Raw genomic sequence first — 15,815 nt, forward strand, 5'->3', positions numbered from 1 at the left:
GGCGCAGTTTAATAACAAAGGATATCCATATGAAAGAATCAATTCTGACCTTACGCCACTGTCTGTTTCTTGGAGCGTTGTTGCTACCACTTAGCGGCCCGGCTTTTGCCGATAAAGCACCGGTGAAAGAGAGTGCACCGCCAACGTCGGTAGTCACTGCACCATTACCGGAAGTAGTGACCACAGGTAAAGGAAAGAAAGTGTTAGATAATGCCCAGGTCAGTATTAATCAAGCCACAGCGGAGCAGCTAGCCGAGGTTATGTTGGGCATCGGGCTGAAAAAGGCCCAGAGTATTGTGAATTATCGGGAACAACATGGGCAGTTTGCCAGCATTGAACAGCTTCAGGAAGTGCCAGGTATTGGTGCGGCGACAATTGAACGTAACTTAACCCGGCTGAAGCTCTGAGTTATATCAGGGGCCAATTAAACAATATAACGACACCACGCAGATATGGCGTGGTGTCAGGGAGATGATAAAGTTTGATGGGTAAGTTTTATGCATTCAAAATGCCAATTGTCGGGCTAAACCTGACGCGCTCTCTTGGTGAGTACAGACGGTTTACCGAGCGCATACAATGCAGGTTTAAGCATATTATTACGGTCGGAATACCCATAGATACCGATATCGCAGGTTTATCAGTAATCTGGCACTAAGCCATAATGGAGTGCTGTTTGAAAAGAACTCGATTACTTCAACGTCAGTTTACGTTTCAACTGTGCCATAACCTGTTGGTGATTGTCTTGATAGGTTTTCAGCCCATTGGCGCGCAAATGACAGGCCGGGCACTCGCCACAGCCATCTCCTTGAATACCGTTGTAGCAGGTCAAGGTTTGGTGGCGGATCAACGCCAATTGGCCGTAATAATCGGCTAGCGCCCAAGTTTCGGACTTATTCAGCCACATTAGTGGCGTTTCGAAACTCACCGGATAGTCCATACCCAAAGCAACCGCGTGATTCAGTGCTTTAACAAATTCATCACGGCAGTCGGGGTAACCGGAAAAATCGGTTTCACATACGCCGGTAATCACTGCCTGTGCTTTAATCTGATAGGCATAAATTGCTGCCAGCGTTAGAAACAGGATGTTTCTACCGGGTACAAAGGTGTTAGGAATGCCATCATCAACGTGGGTAGGAACAGGAATGTTGTCGCGAGTTAAGCTGCTGATAGCCAATTGATTTAACAAGCCAACATCCATCACTTTATGCGCGGTGACGCCCAGTTGTTTAGCCAGAGATTTGGCGACCTCAATTTCAGCCTGGTGACGTTGTCCATAATCGAAGGTGACGCAATGAACTTCATCATACTGTGTTAGTGCCTGAATCAGGCAGGTTGTTGAGTCCTGACCACCGCTAAAAACAACCACCGCACGTTTCATAATCACTCCATCAACCGTTTCTATCTGATACCCCTTGTTATCGGGGAAATAGCATATACATTCAGGGTATTCTTCATTACATTGTTATAAGCTGTCTGCCTGACAATATGGCAAATATGGTGATATCAGGAATACCCATAAGCAACAAAGCAGCTAATAATAGTGATTCGCAGGTGATGTTGCCATGTTTTATTGTGGCTAGCCTTCAATCCTAACCAACGATTTCTGCTCATGCGAAACAGATAAGAGAAAAATAACGTGAAAATTCTGGCTGATGAAAATATGCCTTATGCCCGCGAACTGTTCGGGCAGTTGGGTGAGGTAAGTCTGGTTGCCGGACGGCAGATAGAGCGTGAACGATTAGCGGATGCTGACGTGCTAATGGTTCGTTCAGTCACCAAAGTAAATAGCGAGTTATTGAGCGGTTCTCAGATTCGTTTTGTGGGGACAGCAACAGCAGGTACCGATCATGTTGATGATATCTGGCTTAAACAGCATGGTATAGGCTTTTCGGGGGCTCCGGGCTGCAACGCGATTGCCGTTGTTGAGTATGTCTTCTCTTCCTTACTGATGCTGGCTGAACGAGATGGTTTTCAACTCCAAGATAAAACCGTCGGCATTGTTGGTGTTGGTAACGTAGGCTCACGATTAAATAACCGACTGAAAGCATTAGGCGTCAGAACGTTGTTATGCGATCCACCTCGGGCACGCAAAGAAAAAGACACAGAATTTTTACCGCTAGAAATGCTGGTGCAGCAGGCCGATATTTTAACCTTCCACACGCCTTTGTATAAAGATGGGGTGGATAAGACCTTCCATATGGTGGATGACTCAGTTCTAGCTGCTATAGCTCCAGGGCGTATTTTGATTAATGCCAGTCGCGGTGCGGTGGTGGATAATATTGCTTTATTGCGAGCCTTGGAGAAAGGGAAACAGCTGAGTACTATTCTTGACGTTTGGGAACCTGAACCAGACTTACTGCTGCCGCTATTGGCGCGGGTAGATATCGGTACTCCTCATATAGCGGGTTATTCGCTGGAGGGGAAGGCGCGTGGCACCACTCAGATTTATCAGGCACTGAGTGAATATATGGGGCAACCGAAAAACATCGAGTTCTCTTCTTTATTACCGCAGGCAGAGTTCAACCATATCACTTTTAACGGTGAATTAGATGAACACAGGCTAAAACGATTAGTTCATCTGGTGTATGATGTGCGCCGTGATGATGCGCCACTAAGAAAAGTGGCAGGCCAGCGCGGTGAGTTTGACCGCTTACGTAAAGAGTATGTCGAACGTAGAGAGTGGTCCTCTCTAACCGTTGAGTGTGACAATGTTGAGACTGCCACTCAGCTTCAGCAGCTTGGCTTTAGCGTCAGATATCGATAACACTTGAATTAAAATGATTCCACAGCATGCTCTTTTTCCCCAAAAGGAGAGAGGGAGTGTGCCGTGATGTGCATACATGTAACAATTTGGAGAGCTCAGCATGACTGATGGTTGGCAAGTCGCGGTACTTGGGGCGACAGGAGCAGTAGGTGAGGCCCTGCTTGAGTTGTTGCAGGAGCGCAATTTCCCCGTTGGAGAACTGCATCTTTTAGCCAGTGAACGCACTGCCGGTGAAACGCTGCGTTTTAATGGTAAAAGTATTGTGGTACAGAACGCGGCTGAATTTGACTGGTCGCAGGCCCAGTTGGCTTTCTTTGTTGCAGGAGCAGAAGCGGCAGTACGCTATGCTGACGAAGCGGCGAGTAGTGGATGCTTGGTCATTGATAACAGCGGGGTATATTCCCTTGAGCCGGAAGTGCCTTTAGTGGTGCCGGGGGTGAACAATCATGCGTTATCAGAGTATCGTAATCGCAATATTGTTGCCGTAGCCGATAGTTTGACCAGCCAGTTGCTGACGGCGATTAAGCCACTTTCTGAAGCAGCCGGTCTTTCTCGGCTTCAGGTAACCGCCATGTTATCTGCCTCCGCGCACGGTAAAGCGGCAGTGGACGATCTGGCCGGCCAAAGTGCCCGTTTGCTAAATGGTTTACCGGTAGAAGAGGGTTTCTTTAACAAACAATTGGCGTTTAATTTGCTACCACTGTTACCTGATTTTGAAGGAAGCGTTAGAGAAGAACGCCGTATGGTGGATGAGACCCGTAAAGTCCTGCAAGATGATGGGCTGATGATTTCAATATCTTGCATTCAGTCCCCAGTATTCTATGGTAATGCGCAAGTGGTACATATGGAAGGACTGCGTCCACTATCGGCGGAAGAGGCTTATGATGAGCTCTCCAATGCTGAAGATATTCAACTTAGCGAGAATGATGATTATCCCACTCAGGTTAGTGATGCGACCGGCAATCCACACTTAAGCATTGGCTGCTTACGTAATGACTATGGTATTCCTGAGCAGATCCAATTCTGGTCGGTTGCTGATAATATCCGTTTTGGCGGCGCATTAATGATGGTGAAAACGGCGGAGAGCCTGACTCAGGAGTATTTTTACTGATGTCAGCGGCGGGAAAAGTTAAGGTTGCATTAGGCATCGAGTATGATGGCAGTGCCTATTGTGGCTGGCAACGCCAACAGGAAGTTGCCAGCATTCAGGGGCATTTGGAACAGGCATTAACTCAAGTGGCTAACCAACCGATAACCGTTTTTTGTGCTGGCCGTACGGATGCGGGCGTTCATGCCACTGGGCAGGTAATCCACTTTGAGACCGATGTTCAACGGCAAGATGTTGCTTGGACAATGGGCGTGAATGCCAATCTACCAAAGAATATTGCCGTGCGTTGGATAAAACAGGTTGATGAAGATTTTCATGCCCGTTTCAGTGCAACGGCACGTCGTTATCGTTATATTATTTATAACCATCGTTTTCGTCCTGCCATATTAAGCCGCGGGGTTACCCATTTTCATTTACCTCTGGACGAAGCGCGTATGCACCGTGCCGGGCAGCACCTGTTAGGTGAAAATGATTTTACCTCTTTTCGGGCCGTGTATTGCCAATCGCGTACGCCGTGGCGGAATGTAAATCATTTAAATGTCTCGCGACAGGGTGCCTATGTAGTGGTAGATATAAAGGCTAATGCGTTTGTGCATCATATGGTGAGAAATATTGTTGGCAGCCTGCTGGAGGTTGGTTGTGGCAATCAGCATGAGCACTGGATGGCTGAACTGCTGGCTGCGAAAGATCGCACACTGGCTGCTGCAACGGCAAAGGCGGAAGGCCTGTATTTAGTGGCGGTGGATTATCCGGAGCGTTTTGAGTTACCCAACTTGCCGCTAGGCCCGCTTTTTTTAGATAACAACCTTTGTGGATGATTAACAGCTACTATGGATTACATTACTTATTTAATTGATTTCATTCTCCATATCGATGTGCATTTAGCGCATATCTTTGAAAATTATGGCATGTGGGTATATGGCATCCTATTTTTGATTTTGTTTTGCGAGACAGGCCTAGTGGTAACGCCGTTCTTGCCAGGGGATTCATTGCTGTTTGTTGCTGGCGCGTTATCGGCACTGCCGGGAAATGATATTAATGTCCATGCTATGGTGGCATTGATGATTACCGCAGCCATTTTAGGCGATGCGGTAAACTACATCATTGGTAAACTATTTGGTGAACAACTATTTAGAAACCCAGATTCTAAAATATTTCGCAGAAGTTATCTGGTGAAAACCCATGAGTTCTATGAACGTCATGGCGGCAAAACCATTATTCTGGCTCGATTTGTTCCGATCGTTAGAACATTTGCGCCGTTTGTTGCCGGTATGGGGCATATGAGCTATCGCCATTTTGCCACTTATAACATTATTGGGGCCGTGCTCTGGGTTGTGCTGTTCACGTATGCAGGATATATTTTCGGCGATTTAAAGATTGTGCAAGATAACTTAAAATTATTGATAGTTGCGATTATCCTTATTTCGATTATGCCGGGTGTGATAGAGGTTATTCGCCATCGTCGCGCGGCTGCAAAAAATAAAAAAATACAATAATTCATTTGGTTATGATTTTCTCTATGTAGAATAAAGGGTTCCGATAAGTTTTTAGTCCACTCTATCGGAGCGTTATGGTTTAATGGGCGATTATTTATGTCATATACCTGTGCCAGACAATCACTGTCATTATCACAGGAAGATATCAGTCTGAATAACAGGCCAGCAGTATGCTCGGTTTAAACAGAAAGGTCATCAATGAGCTGGATTGAAAGAATTTTAAGTAAGAGCAGCGCTCCAACGCGCAAAGCTAGCATCCCTGAAGGGGTTTGGACCAAGTGCGATAGCTGTGGTCAGGTGCTTTATCGCGCTGAGCTGGATCGTAATCTGGACGTTTGTCCTAAGTGCGATCACCATATGCGTATGAGTGCCCGGGTGCGTCTGCATAGCTTCCTAGATAAAGGTAGTGAAGTTGAGCTGGGTAGCGAGCTTGAACCTAAAGATCTGCTGAAGTTTAAAGATTCTAAAAAATATAAAGATCGTCTGTCCGCAGCTCAAAAAGAGACGGATGAGAAAGATGCACTGGTCGTCATGAAAGGTACCCTGTACGGAATGCCAGTCGTGGTAGCATCGTTTGAATTCTCTTTTATGGGGGGTCAATGGCGTCAGTGGTTGGAGCCCGTTTTGTTCGCGGTGTTGAACAGGCGTTGGAAGATAATTGCCCACTGGTTTGTTTCTCTGCCAGCGGCGGTGCCCGTATGCAGGAAGCTTTGTTCTCTCTGATGCAGATGGCCAAAACTAGCGCCGCATTAGCTAAAATGCAAGAGCGTGGGTTGCCTTATATTTCAGTATTAACTGACCCAACGATGGGTGGTGTTTCTGCCAGTTTGGCAATGCTGGGTGACATCAACGTGGCAGAACCAAAAGCCTTGATCGGCTTTGCTGGCCCACGGGTTATTGAGCAGACTGTCCGTGAAAAGTTACCGCCAGGTTTCCAGCGCAGTGAGTTTTTGATTGAGAAAGGGGCAATCGATATGATTGTTCGCCGTCCTGAAATGCGTCAGCGTTTAGCTGGCCTGCTGGCAAAAATGACCGGTCAGCCTCTGCCGACTGAGGGTGAAACTCAGGCCGAACCTTCAGAGCCGACGCAAGAAGCGAAAGAGTAGCTCTGAACGGTGATTTACTAATGATAATTACACAATCCGGTCTTTTGGTCGGATTGTGCAAAACAATACCGTAGCTAAGTGAACGGGAATCATGAAAGATCTGGAAATACCACAAGCCACGTCGCCTCTTGCCTCGTGGCTTTATTATCTTGAACACCTGCATAGCAAGGCTATCGAATTAGGTCTGGAGCGGGTTCGTTTGGTCGCTGAACGCCTTGATTTACTCAAGCCTGCCCCCTATGTCTTCACTGTTGCTGGAACTAACGGCAAGGGTACGACCTGCCGAACGCTGGAAACTATTTTGATGGCCGAAGGCTATCGGGTTGGCGTTTACAGTTCCCCTCATTTGGTTCGTTATACCGAACGGGTACGAATTCAGGGGCAAGAACTGGCAGAAAGTGACCATACCCAGGCTTTTTCCCTGATCGAACAGGGAAGAGGGGAAACCTCACTGACCTATTTTGAGTTTGGTACCCTGTCAGCGTTTCAACTGTTTAAGCAAGCCCGGCTGGATGTGGTCATTCTGGAGGTCGGACTGGGTGGACGTCTGGATGCAACCAATATAGTTGATGCCGATGTGGCCGTCGTCACCAGTATCGCATTGGACCATACTGACTGGTTAGGTTTTGATCGCGAAAGTATCGGTCGTGAAAAAGCTGGTATTTTCCGTTCAGCACGTCCGGCTGTCGTGGGTGAACCCGATATGCCACAAAGTATTGTCGATGTTGCTCATCAGCTTAATGCACATCTTTACTGTCGTGGCCATGAGTGGTCATTCAGCGTCAATCCTACGGGTGATAGCTGGAGCTGGCAGGCGAATGGAGAACAACTCACTTCTTTACCATTGCCAAACGTGCCATTAGCGAATGCGGCAACGGCGATGGCTGCCCTGCATTACTCTTCGTTGAGTCTGGGTGATGATGCTATTCATCAGGGATTAAAGCAAACCTCACTGCCGGGCCGCTTCCAGATTATTGGTCAGTCACCGTTAAGAATTCTTGATGTGGCTCATAACCCTCATGCGGCAGGCTATTTAGCTGAACGCTTGGCGGCGTTACCTAAGCTGGGTGGAAAGGTTTATGCAGTAATTGGAATGCTGTCGGATAAAGATATCGAAGGCACTTTAGCATTACTTAAACCTCAAGTGGATATATGGTATTGCGCTCCTCTGGAAGGGCCTCGTGGCGCGACAGCAGGGCAGTTGGCGCAGTATTTACCTCAACCGCATATCTTTTCTGATGTTAAACAGGCCTGGAATCAGGCGCTACAGGATTCGGGTAGTCAGGACACCATTATTGTCTGTGGTTCCTTCCACACGGTTGCACACGTGATGGAAGCGTTGGAGTCATGCACAGGAGAACAGGATGGCTAGTCAATTTCAGAACCGGCTGGTGGGAGCAGTGATTATTGTCGCTATTGGGGTAATTGTCATTCCCAGCCTGTTTGACGGTAAGAAAAAACATTACGAAGATGAGTTTGCTTCAATCCCTTTGGTACCTAAAGAAGGGGATGAGCAGAACACTGAAATTTTACCTTCGGTAAATCATAATCTACCGCCGGTAAATACAGGCGTTACCACACCTGAAGCGGGTGACGGCTCTGAACCGGGAGCGATAGAGACGCCACCGCTGGCGGCAGGTAATGGAGGGGTAACAACACCGCCAGAAGTCGTACCGCCAACTAAAAAACCAGAAGTCAAACCAGAGCTGAAGCCTGATCCTAAACCAGAGCCTAAACCAGAGCCTAAGCCTGAGCCAAAACCGACGGTGAAGCCAGTCGATCCTAAACCAGAACCTAAGCCTGAGCCAAAACCGACGGTGAAGCCAGCCGATCCTAAACCAGAGCCTAAACCTGAGCCAAAACCGACGGTGAAGCCAGCCGATCCTAAGCCAGAACCTAAACCGGAGTCTAAACCAACGGTTAAGCCGACAGAGCCGACCAAGCCGGTAGAAAAACCGCCTGTTGGTCAGGCTTATATTGTTCAGCTTGGCGCATTAAAAAATGCAGATAAGGTGAATGAGTTAGTTGCTACGTTGCGTTTGTCAGGTTACCGAGTATATACGGCGCCTGCGACACCGGTTTCGGGGCAGATTACGCGTTTAGTGGTTGGCCCGGATCCTTCAAAACAAAAACTTGAAGCATCATTGCCGGACTTACATCGACTGACTGGGCTGAGTGGACAAGTTAAAGCATATAGTACCGGACGATAACGTTTGCTTAAGTGGAAAAACGATACGCAAACGTTTTCTTTTTCTGTTAGAATACGCTGAAAATCAGACGGCGTAGCATTTACATAGGCTGATTTTATGAAGTACCACATTATGAATACATGGATGTACATATGATGAATTGGGTTGACTATGCCATTATCGGCATTATTGTTTTTTCAGTGCTGGTTAGCCTGATTAGAGGATTCGTTCGTGAAGCGTTGTCATTGGTAACTTGGGTAGCGGCATTTTTTGTAGCCAGTCAATTTTACCCTTACCTGACAGTTTATTTTACGCAGTTTCAGGACGAGTTGGTACGTAACGGAATTGCTATCGCCGCGCTATTTATTGCGACATTGATTGTGGGTGCTATTGTTAACTATGTAATCGGTTCCTTGGTAAAACATACCGGACTTTCCGGAACGGACCGCGTTTTGGGCATCTGTTTTGGTGCTTTAAGAGGCGTGCTAATTGTCGCTGCGTTACTGTTTTTCCTTGACTCATTTACATCGCTTTCTAAAAGCACAGATTGGGTACAGTCCCAGTTGATCCCGCAATTTAGTCATATTATCAAGTGGTTTTTTGACTACTTGCAAAGTTCGTCGAGTTTCTTGCCTCACGTTACGCAATAGACATTTTCGTCAGGGTGGGCGTGGGGTGATACTGATGAGGAAAAGACAGCATGTGCGGTATTGTCGGTATTGTTGGTTTTACACCAGTCAACCAATCCATCTATGATGCGCTCACGGTGCTTCAGCACCGTGGGCAGGATGCTGCGGGTATTGTTACCATTGATGAAAATAACAATTTTCGCTTAAGAAAAGCCAACGGCCTAGTGAAGGACGTGTTTGAGATGCGGCATATGCAGCGTCTGCAAGGTAACATGGGTATCGGGCATGTTCGTTATCCTACGGCAGGTGGGTCTAGCGTTTCTGAAGCTCAACCGTTTTACGTTAACTCCCCTTATGGTATTTCTCTGGCTCACAATGGTAATCTGACCAACGCCCATGAACTGAAGCATAAGATGTTTGAAGTGGCTCGTCGCCATATTAACACTTCCTCTGATTCTGAAGTTCTGTTGAATATTCTGGCCAGCGAGCTGGATAACTTTCGCCATTATCCGTTAACGCCTGAGGATATTTTTGTCTCGGTTCGCAATACTCATAAATTGATCCGTGGGGCTTACGCCTGTGTAGCCATGATTATCGGTCACGGTATGTTGGCGTTTCGCGATCCCAACGGTATTCGTCCGTTGGTGATTGGCAAACGGAAGCTGGAGGACGGCCGTATCGAGTATATGGTCGCTTCTGAGAGCGTAGCGCTGGATACCTTAGGATTTGAGTTCTTGCGTGACGTCGAGCCGGGAGAGGCCATCTACGTGTCGGAACAAGGGCAAATGTTTACGCAACAGTGTGCCGATAACCCGCAAAGTCATCCTTGTTTGTTCGAGTATGTATATTTCGCTCGTCCGGATTCTTTTATCGATAAGATCTCTGTCTACAGTGCCCGTGTCCGTATGGGTAAAAAACTGGGTGAGAAGATTGCCCGTGAATGGGACGATTTGGATATCGATGTGGTTATTCCTATTCCAGAAACCTCCTGTGATATCGCTCTGGAAATTGCCCGTATTCTCGATAAACCCTATCGTCAGGGTTTTGTGAAAAATCGCTATGTTGGCCGGACCTTCATTATGCCGGGCCAGCAGGCGCGTAAACAATCGGTTCGTCGTAAACTTAACGCTAACCGTGCTGAGTTCCGTGATAAGAACGTGCTGTTGGTTGATGATTCTATTGTGCGCGGTACCACGTCAGAGCAGATCGTAGAAATGGCCCGTGAAGCAGGGGCTAAAAAGGTCTATCTGGCGTCGGCTGCTCCGGAAGTGCGTTTTCCTAACGTTTACGGCATCGATATGCCAAGTGCCAATGAGTTAATTGCTCATGGTCGTGAAGTTGTTGAAATTAATCAAATCATTGGTGCGGATGCGTTAATTTTCCAGAATCTGGACGATCTTGTTGAGGCCGTTCGCGAAGATAATCATGATATCGAGAAGTTTGAGAGTTCCGTGTTCGACGGTATTTATGTCACGCGGGATATTGATCAAAACTATCTCGATTATTTGGATACCTTGCGTAATGATGGCGCTAAGGTAGACAAAGATCATCATAATGCAGAAAATTTGGAAATGTATAACGAAGGGTAGATTGGCAATTATTGATGATTGAACTTCGAAAATGCCGTGCTGATGTTTCAGTGCGGCATTTGAGACTGCTGGCAAACCTAATAATCAGTATCTGTGAATATTCCGGCCGTAAAAACGATATTGCTTAAATCACTTTCGTGCTTGGCTGTAAGACCATCTGTACTTAGCTGTAGAGCGCGTCGGGCCTAGATTCCCTAGGGGCGCTCCGGCAGCTAAAGCTGCTACGACCCCAACGGCAATCTCTCCCGCCGATTGGCTATGCTAAAACACAAAACCAATATAAAACTGAATCATGTGACTTTGTTATCAGTCTGAAATGCCGTGCTGATGTTTCAGTGCGGCATTTGAGACTGCTGGCAAACCTAATAATCAGTATCTGTGAATATTCCGGCCGTAAAAACGATATTGCTCAAATCACTTTCGTGCTCGGCCGTAAGACCATCTGTACTTAGCTGTAGAGCGCGTCGGGCCTAGATTCCCTAGGGGCGCTCCGGCAGCTAAAGCTGCTACGACCCCAACGGCAATCTCTCCCGCCGATTGGCTATGCTAAAACACAAAACCAATATAAAACTGAATCATGTGGCTTTGTTATCAGTCTGAAATGCCGTTCTGATGTTTCAGTGAGGAATTTGAGACTGCTGGCAAACCTAATAATCAGTATCTGTGAATATTCCGGCCGTAAAAACGATATTGCTTAAATTACTTTCGTGCTCGGCGGAAGACCATCTGTACTTAGCTGTAGAGCGCGTCGGGCCTAGATTCCCTAGGGGTGCTCCGGCAGCTAAAGCTGCTACGACCCCAACGGCAATCTCTCCCGCCGATTGGCTATGCTAAAAACACAAAACCAATATAAAACTGAATCATGTGGCTTTGTTATCAGTCTGAAATGCCGTGCTGATGTTTCAGTGCGGCATTTGAGACTGCTGGCAAACCTAATAATCAGTATCTGTGAATATTCCGGCCGTAAAAACGATATTGCTCAAATCACTTTCGTGCTCGGCCGGAAGACCATCTGTACTTAGCTGTAGAGCGCGTCGGGCCTAGATTCCCTAGGGGTGCTCCGGCAGCTAAAGCTGCTACGACCCCAACGGCAATCTCTCCCGCCGATTGGCTATGCTAAAACACAAAACCAATATAAAACATGAATCATGTGACTTTGTTATCAGTCTGAAATGCCGTGCTGATGTTTCAGTGTGGCATTTCAGACTGCTGGCAAACCTAATAATCAGTATCTGTGAATATTCCGGCCGTAAAAACGATATTGCTCAAATTACTTTCGTGCTCGGTGGAAGACCATCTGTACTTAGCTGTAGAGCGCGTCGGGCCTAGATTCCCTAGGGGTGCTCCGGCAGCTAAAGCTGCTACGACCCCAACGGCAATCTCTCCCGCCGATTGGCTATGCTAAAACACAAAACCAATATAAAACATGAATCATGTGACTTTGTTATCAGTCTGAAATGCCGTTCTGATGTTTCAGTGCGGCATTTTTTATTCATAAGCGTTATTACCCAATAGGATTCTGATTGATAAAGTGCCCTGATTACGGCAAAGTCCTGTCATTATTCAGCGAATGCGAAGAGTTTTCATATGAAACGTTTGATTGTCGGTATTTCCGGTGCCAGTGGTGCGATTTATGGCATCCGCCTGTTACAGGTTCTGCAAAATTGTGCAGAAGTAGAAACCCATCTGATAGTCAGTAATGCTGCTCGTCAGACGTTAGCAATGGAAACGGATTATAGCCTGCGTGATGTCACCTCATTGGCTTCTGTGGTTCATGATGTGCGAGATATTGCCGCTTCGGTATCTTCCGGTTCGTTTCGCTGTCACGGTATGGTGATTTTGCCATGTTCGATGAAAACGCTGTCGGCTATTGTAAACAGTTACACCGATGATTTATTAAGTCGGGCCGCGGATGTGACGTTGAAAGAGCGTAAGCCGCTGGTGCTGTGCGTGCGGGAAACGCCATTACATCTGGGCCATTTGCGTTTGATGACTCAGGCGGCGGAAATGGGAGCGGTGATTATGCCTCCGGCTCCGGCGTTTTATCATCGACCTCAAAGCGTACAGGATATTGTCGATCAGACGGTGAACCGGGTGTTAGACCAGTTTGATATTCAATTGGAACAGGATTTGTTTGAGCGCTGGCAGGGTAGTAAGCCATAAGGCAATCGACTAAATATTTTTCTGGTTCTGGAAGATCGGGTTATTTCAGGAACCATGAATCCTGAGATAACCATCAAGCGTTTATTCATCATACAGCCCGTCATTACGCACTGCCGTATGTTTTTTGTTTGGGCGGATACGGCGTACCGATTCCTGTATTACCAACGTGCCGTTTAGCAATAAGTTACCGATAGGAGCCTGTGGGCGAATCAGACGCTGCTGAAGAATATGTACCGCTTCTTCACCGAGTTGATCGCGCGGTACATGAACGGAAGTCAGCGGTACATCATGGATTGCCGCCAAGTTGAAACCATCAATACTCATCACAGAAATGTCATTAGGAACGCGCAGTCCTGCTTTTTGTAGCGCACTGACGGCACCGGCAGCCATAAAATCCCCCCGACTAATAATGCACTGGGCAATTTATCCCGTGGCGTGACGGCGAGAAAATCACCGATGAGCTGTTCACTTTCTTTAGCGCTGAAGCTTTGGGCGGTTATTAGATGTTGAACATCATCGAACGGGAGGTTATGGGCTTCCCATGCGTCTCGAATTCCCGCGAGGCGGAGCTCCATGGTGTGACGCCGCAGACATAGCAGATTAACCACCACTTTATGCCCCAGTTCGAAAAGGTAGCTTGCGGCATATTCACCAATAAGTTGATTATCGGGAGATACGCCAGGCAGGCGCATTTTGCGATCGCGGCAGTTTATCAGGACGCACGGCTTACCCAAGTCCACCGCTAAATCGTGAATGTGGGGATCGTCAATCCCCAGCAGTATCACCGCTTCGGTATCGGGCTCATTCATTTTTGTCAAAAACAGATTGGTATCGCTGTCGAGTTCTTCCAGTGCACAATAGCGTAGTCGAACTTCATGAGAACTTAGCGCTTTGTTGATGCCTTGAATGACACGGTAATAGAAGACATCCAGACGTTCGTCAAAAGCCCGCTGGGGGGCAAAGACCATCAGATTGTTAAGTAATAAACGACCATCAGCCATTCCTTGCAGTACGCCATTTTGCTGTGCACAAGTTAGAACGCGTTGTTTTGCTGTTTCACTTGTGTTGGATTTTCCCGCTAATACTCTTGAAACTGTACTGATAGACAGCCCCGTTTGGGCTGCAATTTGGCTGATTTTTAGCTTTTTACTCATTCTGTGATCTATGCCCATTTTGCAAATGAAAATTTTTTCATCTTTTAGTATTCACTATTCTTAAAGCTGTTTAACTAAATGTTTATCTGGCTATTTCATGCTGATGAAAATTATTGCAGCAAATCTGCTATTGGACAGTTTATAACTCATTTAGGCTCAGTTTGTCGAATTGCTTTTCGCTTTTCTACTCCAAAAAATTTAAATAAAAAACAATTAATCAGATGGTTAAAGAAAGTGGCAGCCAGAACGCTGTTAGGCCAGACCTGATTATTATCGCTGCAAGGAGGAGATCAACATGAGTACTGAAATAAATCAGGATGTGACCGCAGTGAAGGCCACGCGAACCATCCGCAATCTGCGTTGGTGGGTATTGGTACTGTTTCTGACGGGGGTTACCGTTAACTATATTACCCGTAACTCGCTTGGTATTTTGGCTCCGGAGTTAAAAACTAGCCTGGGTATTACCACCGAACAGTATTCATGGATTGTTGGTGCTTTTCAGTTAGCCTATACCGTGTTTCAGCCAATATGCGGCTGGTTGATTGATGTGATAGGTCTGAAGCTGGGCTTTCTAGTATGTGCAATTATTTGGTCAATTGTTTGTATGATGCATGCAGGCGCGGGAAGCTGGCTACAACTGGCTATTTTACGCTTCATGATGGGCGGTGCCGAAGCGGCAGCAACGCCCGCTAATGCCAAAACCATTGGTGAATGGTTCCCTAAAAAGGAGCGTCCGGTAGCTGCTGGTTGGGCAGGGGTAGGTTTCTCCATTGGTGCGATGTTGGCTCCACCTATTATCTATTTTGCACATGCCTCTTTTGGTTGGCAGGGTGCATTTATGTTTACCGGTATTCTGGCGATGTTGTGGGTTATTCTGTGGTGGTTGTTTTATCAAAACCCTGAGCAGCACCCGAATTTGAGCAAGGAAGAGCTGGCTTTCATCAAGCAAGATAACGAAGCACCTGCGGTGAAGTTGCCTTTCTTGACTGCACTAAAAACAGTGTCTAAAAACAAACGTTTTTACGGTATTGCTATCCCGGCGTTTATGGCTGAACCGGCCTGGGCGGTATTGAGCTTCTGGGTTCCGCTGTATCTTGCTAACGAACGGGGTATGGATTTAAAGCAGATTGCCATGTTTGCTTGGTTGCCGTTCCTGGCCGCCGATTTAGGCAGCGTAGCGAGTGGTTATCTGACAAAACTGTATGCCCGCTGGTTTGGCTGCTCGCGGACCAACTCTGTGGTGGCCAGTTCTGTTACCGGTGCATTTATGATGCTTTCTCTGGCATTGGTTGCGATTACTAAAGATCCGTATATTGCTATTGTACTGATCTCTATCGGTGGTTTTGGCCATCAGATTATCTCTTGTATGTTGAGTGCGCTGGTTGTGGACTCTTTCGATAAAGGTCAGATGGCGACGGTTAACGGTATGCGAGGTTCTGCAGCGTGGATTGCCAGCTTCCTGTTCTCATTACTTATTGGTGTTACCGCCGACAAGATAGGTTTTAACCCGCTGTTCATCGCGATGGGATTCTTTGATCTGATTGGTGCAATATTCTTGGTTTCTTTTATTGCAGAGCGCCGTACTAAACGTGCCTAAGGTTAAGAGCGAATACCCAC

General features: G+C 46.9%; 12 protein-coding genes and 2 pseudogenes. 12 read left to right on the forward strand and 2 right to left on the reverse strand.

Going from position 1 to position 15,815, the window contains the following annotated elements; genetic code table 11:
* Positions 1-29 precede the first annotated feature (29 nt).
* The gene (locus tag HYN51_RS04940; RefSeq protein WP_108901816.1) at positions 30-407 is read left to right on the forward strand and encodes a ComEA family DNA-binding protein; all 378 of its coding nucleotides are present in this window, start codon (positions 30-32) and stop codon (positions 405-407) included.
* 281 nt (positions 408-688) lie between these two features.
* On the opposite strand, the gene queC is transcribed toward HYN51_RS04940, so the two are convergent.
* Positions 689-1,378: a 7-cyano-7-deazaguanine synthase QueC gene (queC, locus tag HYN51_RS04945; protein WP_108901817.1), complete on the reverse strand. Its 690-nt coding sequence runs from the start codon at positions 1,376-1,378 to the stop codon at positions 689-691.
* 258 nt (positions 1,379-1,636) lie between these two features.
* Here queC and pdxB point away from each other — a divergent pair, with 258 nt between their 5' ends.
* The 10 genes and pseudogenes from pdxB to HYN51_RS04995 all read left to right on the forward strand — a co-directional run bounded on the left by pdxB (position 1,637) and on the right by HYN51_RS04995 (position 13,044).
* Complete coding sequence (gene pdxB / locus HYN51_RS04950; protein WP_108901818.1) at positions 1,637-2,764, forward strand: 4-phosphoerythronate dehydrogenase PdxB; 1,128 nt, start codon at positions 1,637-1,639, stop codon at positions 2,762-2,764.
* 100 nt (positions 2,765-2,864) lie between these two features.
* Positions 2,865-3,875: an aspartate-semialdehyde dehydrogenase gene (locus HYN51_RS04955; protein WP_108901819.1), complete on the forward strand. Its 1,011-nt coding sequence runs from the start codon at positions 2,865-2,867 to the stop codon at positions 3,873-3,875.
* Positions 3,875-4,690 (forward strand): tRNA pseudouridine(38-40) synthase TruA, encoded by an 816-nt coding sequence (truA, locus tag HYN51_RS04960; RefSeq protein ID WP_108901820.1) that lies wholly within the window; start codon positions 3,875-3,877, stop codon positions 4,688-4,690. Before HYN51_RS04955 ends, truA begins: the two co-directional genes overlap by 1 nt.
* Before the next feature lie 12 nt (positions 4,691-4,702).
* Positions 4,703-5,368, forward strand: a complete 666-nt coding sequence (locus HYN51_RS04965; protein ID WP_108901821.1) for a DedA family protein — start codon at positions 4,703-4,705, stop codon at positions 5,366-5,368.
* A 198-nt stretch (positions 5,369-5,566) separates the two neighbouring features.
* Positions 5,567-6,474, forward strand: a pseudogene (gene accD, locus HYN51_RS04970) (acetyl-CoA carboxylase, carboxyltransferase subunit beta).
* Between the two features lie 91 nt (positions 6,475-6,565).
* A complete protein-coding gene (folC, locus tag HYN51_RS04975) occupies positions 6,566-7,846 on the forward strand; it encodes a bifunctional tetrahydrofolate synthase/dihydrofolate synthase (RefSeq protein ID WP_108901822.1) in 1,281 nt (426 codons plus the stop codon).
* The gene (dedD, locus tag HYN51_RS04980; RefSeq protein ID WP_108901823.1) at positions 7,839-8,684 is read left to right on the forward strand and encodes a cell division protein DedD; all 846 of its coding nucleotides are present in this window, start codon (positions 7,839-7,841) and stop codon (positions 8,682-8,684) included. The genes folC and dedD overlap by 8 nt, the downstream gene beginning before the upstream one ends.
* Positions 8,685-8,818: 134 nt before the next feature.
* Positions 8,819-9,313, forward strand: coding sequence for a colicin V production protein (cvpA, locus tag HYN51_RS04985; RefSeq protein WP_108902169.1), 495 nt, complete (start codon positions 8,819-8,821; stop codon positions 9,311-9,313).
* 50 nt (positions 9,314-9,363) lie between these two features.
* Positions 9,364-10,881 (forward strand): amidophosphoribosyltransferase, encoded by a 1,518-nt coding sequence (gene purF, locus HYN51_RS04990; RefSeq protein ID WP_108901824.1) that lies wholly within the window; start codon positions 9,364-9,366, stop codon positions 10,879-10,881.
* Between the two features lie 1,587 nt (positions 10,882-12,468).
* A complete protein-coding gene (locus tag HYN51_RS04995) occupies positions 12,469-13,044 on the forward strand; it encodes a UbiX family flavin prenyltransferase (RefSeq protein ID WP_108901825.1) in 576 nt (191 codons plus the stop codon).
* 81 nt (positions 13,045-13,125) lie between these two features.
* Here the strand turns inward: HYN51_RS04995 and HYN51_RS05000 are convergent.
* Positions 13,126-14,198: pseudogene (locus tag HYN51_RS05000) on the reverse strand (LacI family DNA-binding transcriptional regulator).
* Between the two features lie 295 nt (positions 14,199-14,493).
* Between HYN51_RS05000 and HYN51_RS05010 the strand changes: the two are divergent.
* Positions 14,494-15,795: an MFS transporter gene (locus HYN51_RS05010; protein WP_108901827.1), complete on the forward strand. Its 1,302-nt coding sequence runs from the start codon at positions 14,494-14,496 to the stop codon at positions 15,793-15,795.
* The last annotated feature ends 20 nt before the right edge of the window (positions 15,796-15,815 follow it).

It is taken from the genome of Limnobaculum parvum (assembly GCF_003096015.2).
GTDB classification, from domain to species: domain Bacteria; phylum Pseudomonadota; class Gammaproteobacteria; order Enterobacterales; family Enterobacteriaceae; genus Limnobaculum; species Limnobaculum parvum.

Coding starts and splice junctions, on each gene's coding strand:
- HYN51_RS04940 (WP_108901816.1), top strand. CDS start 30: ATGAAAGAATCAATTCTGACCTTACGCCACTGTCTGTTTCTTGGAGCG.
- queC (WP_108901817.1), bottom strand. CDS start 1,378: ATGAAACGTGCGGTGGTTGTTTTTAGCGGTGGTCAGGACTCAACAACC.
- HYN51_RS04955 (WP_108901819.1), top strand. CDS start 2,865: ATGACTGATGGTTGGCAAGTCGCGGTACTTGGGGCGACAGGAGCAGTA.
- truA (WP_108901820.1), top strand. CDS start 3,875: ATGTCAGCGGCGGGAAAAGTTAAGGTTGCATTAGGCATCGAGTATGAT.
- HYN51_RS04965 (WP_108901821.1), top strand. CDS start 4,703: ATGGATTACATTACTTATTTAATTGATTTCATTCTCCATATCGATGTG.
- folC (WP_108901822.1), top strand. CDS start 6,566: ATGAAAGATCTGGAAATACCACAAGCCACGTCGCCTCTTGCCTCGTGG.
- dedD (WP_108901823.1), top strand. CDS start 7,839: ATGGCTAGTCAATTTCAGAACCGGCTGGTGGGAGCAGTGATTATTGTC.
- cvpA (WP_108902169.1), top strand. CDS start 8,819: ATGAATTGGGTTGACTATGCCATTATCGGCATTATTGTTTTTTCAGTG.
- purF (WP_108901824.1), top strand. CDS start 9,364: ATGTGCGGTATTGTCGGTATTGTTGGTTTTACACCAGTCAACCAATCC.
- HYN51_RS04995 (WP_108901825.1), top strand. CDS start 12,469: ATGAAACGTTTGATTGTCGGTATTTCCGGTGCCAGTGGTGCGATTTAT.
- HYN51_RS05010 (WP_108901827.1), top strand. CDS start 14,494: ATGAGTACTGAAATAAATCAGGATGTGACCGCAGTGAAGGCCACGCGA.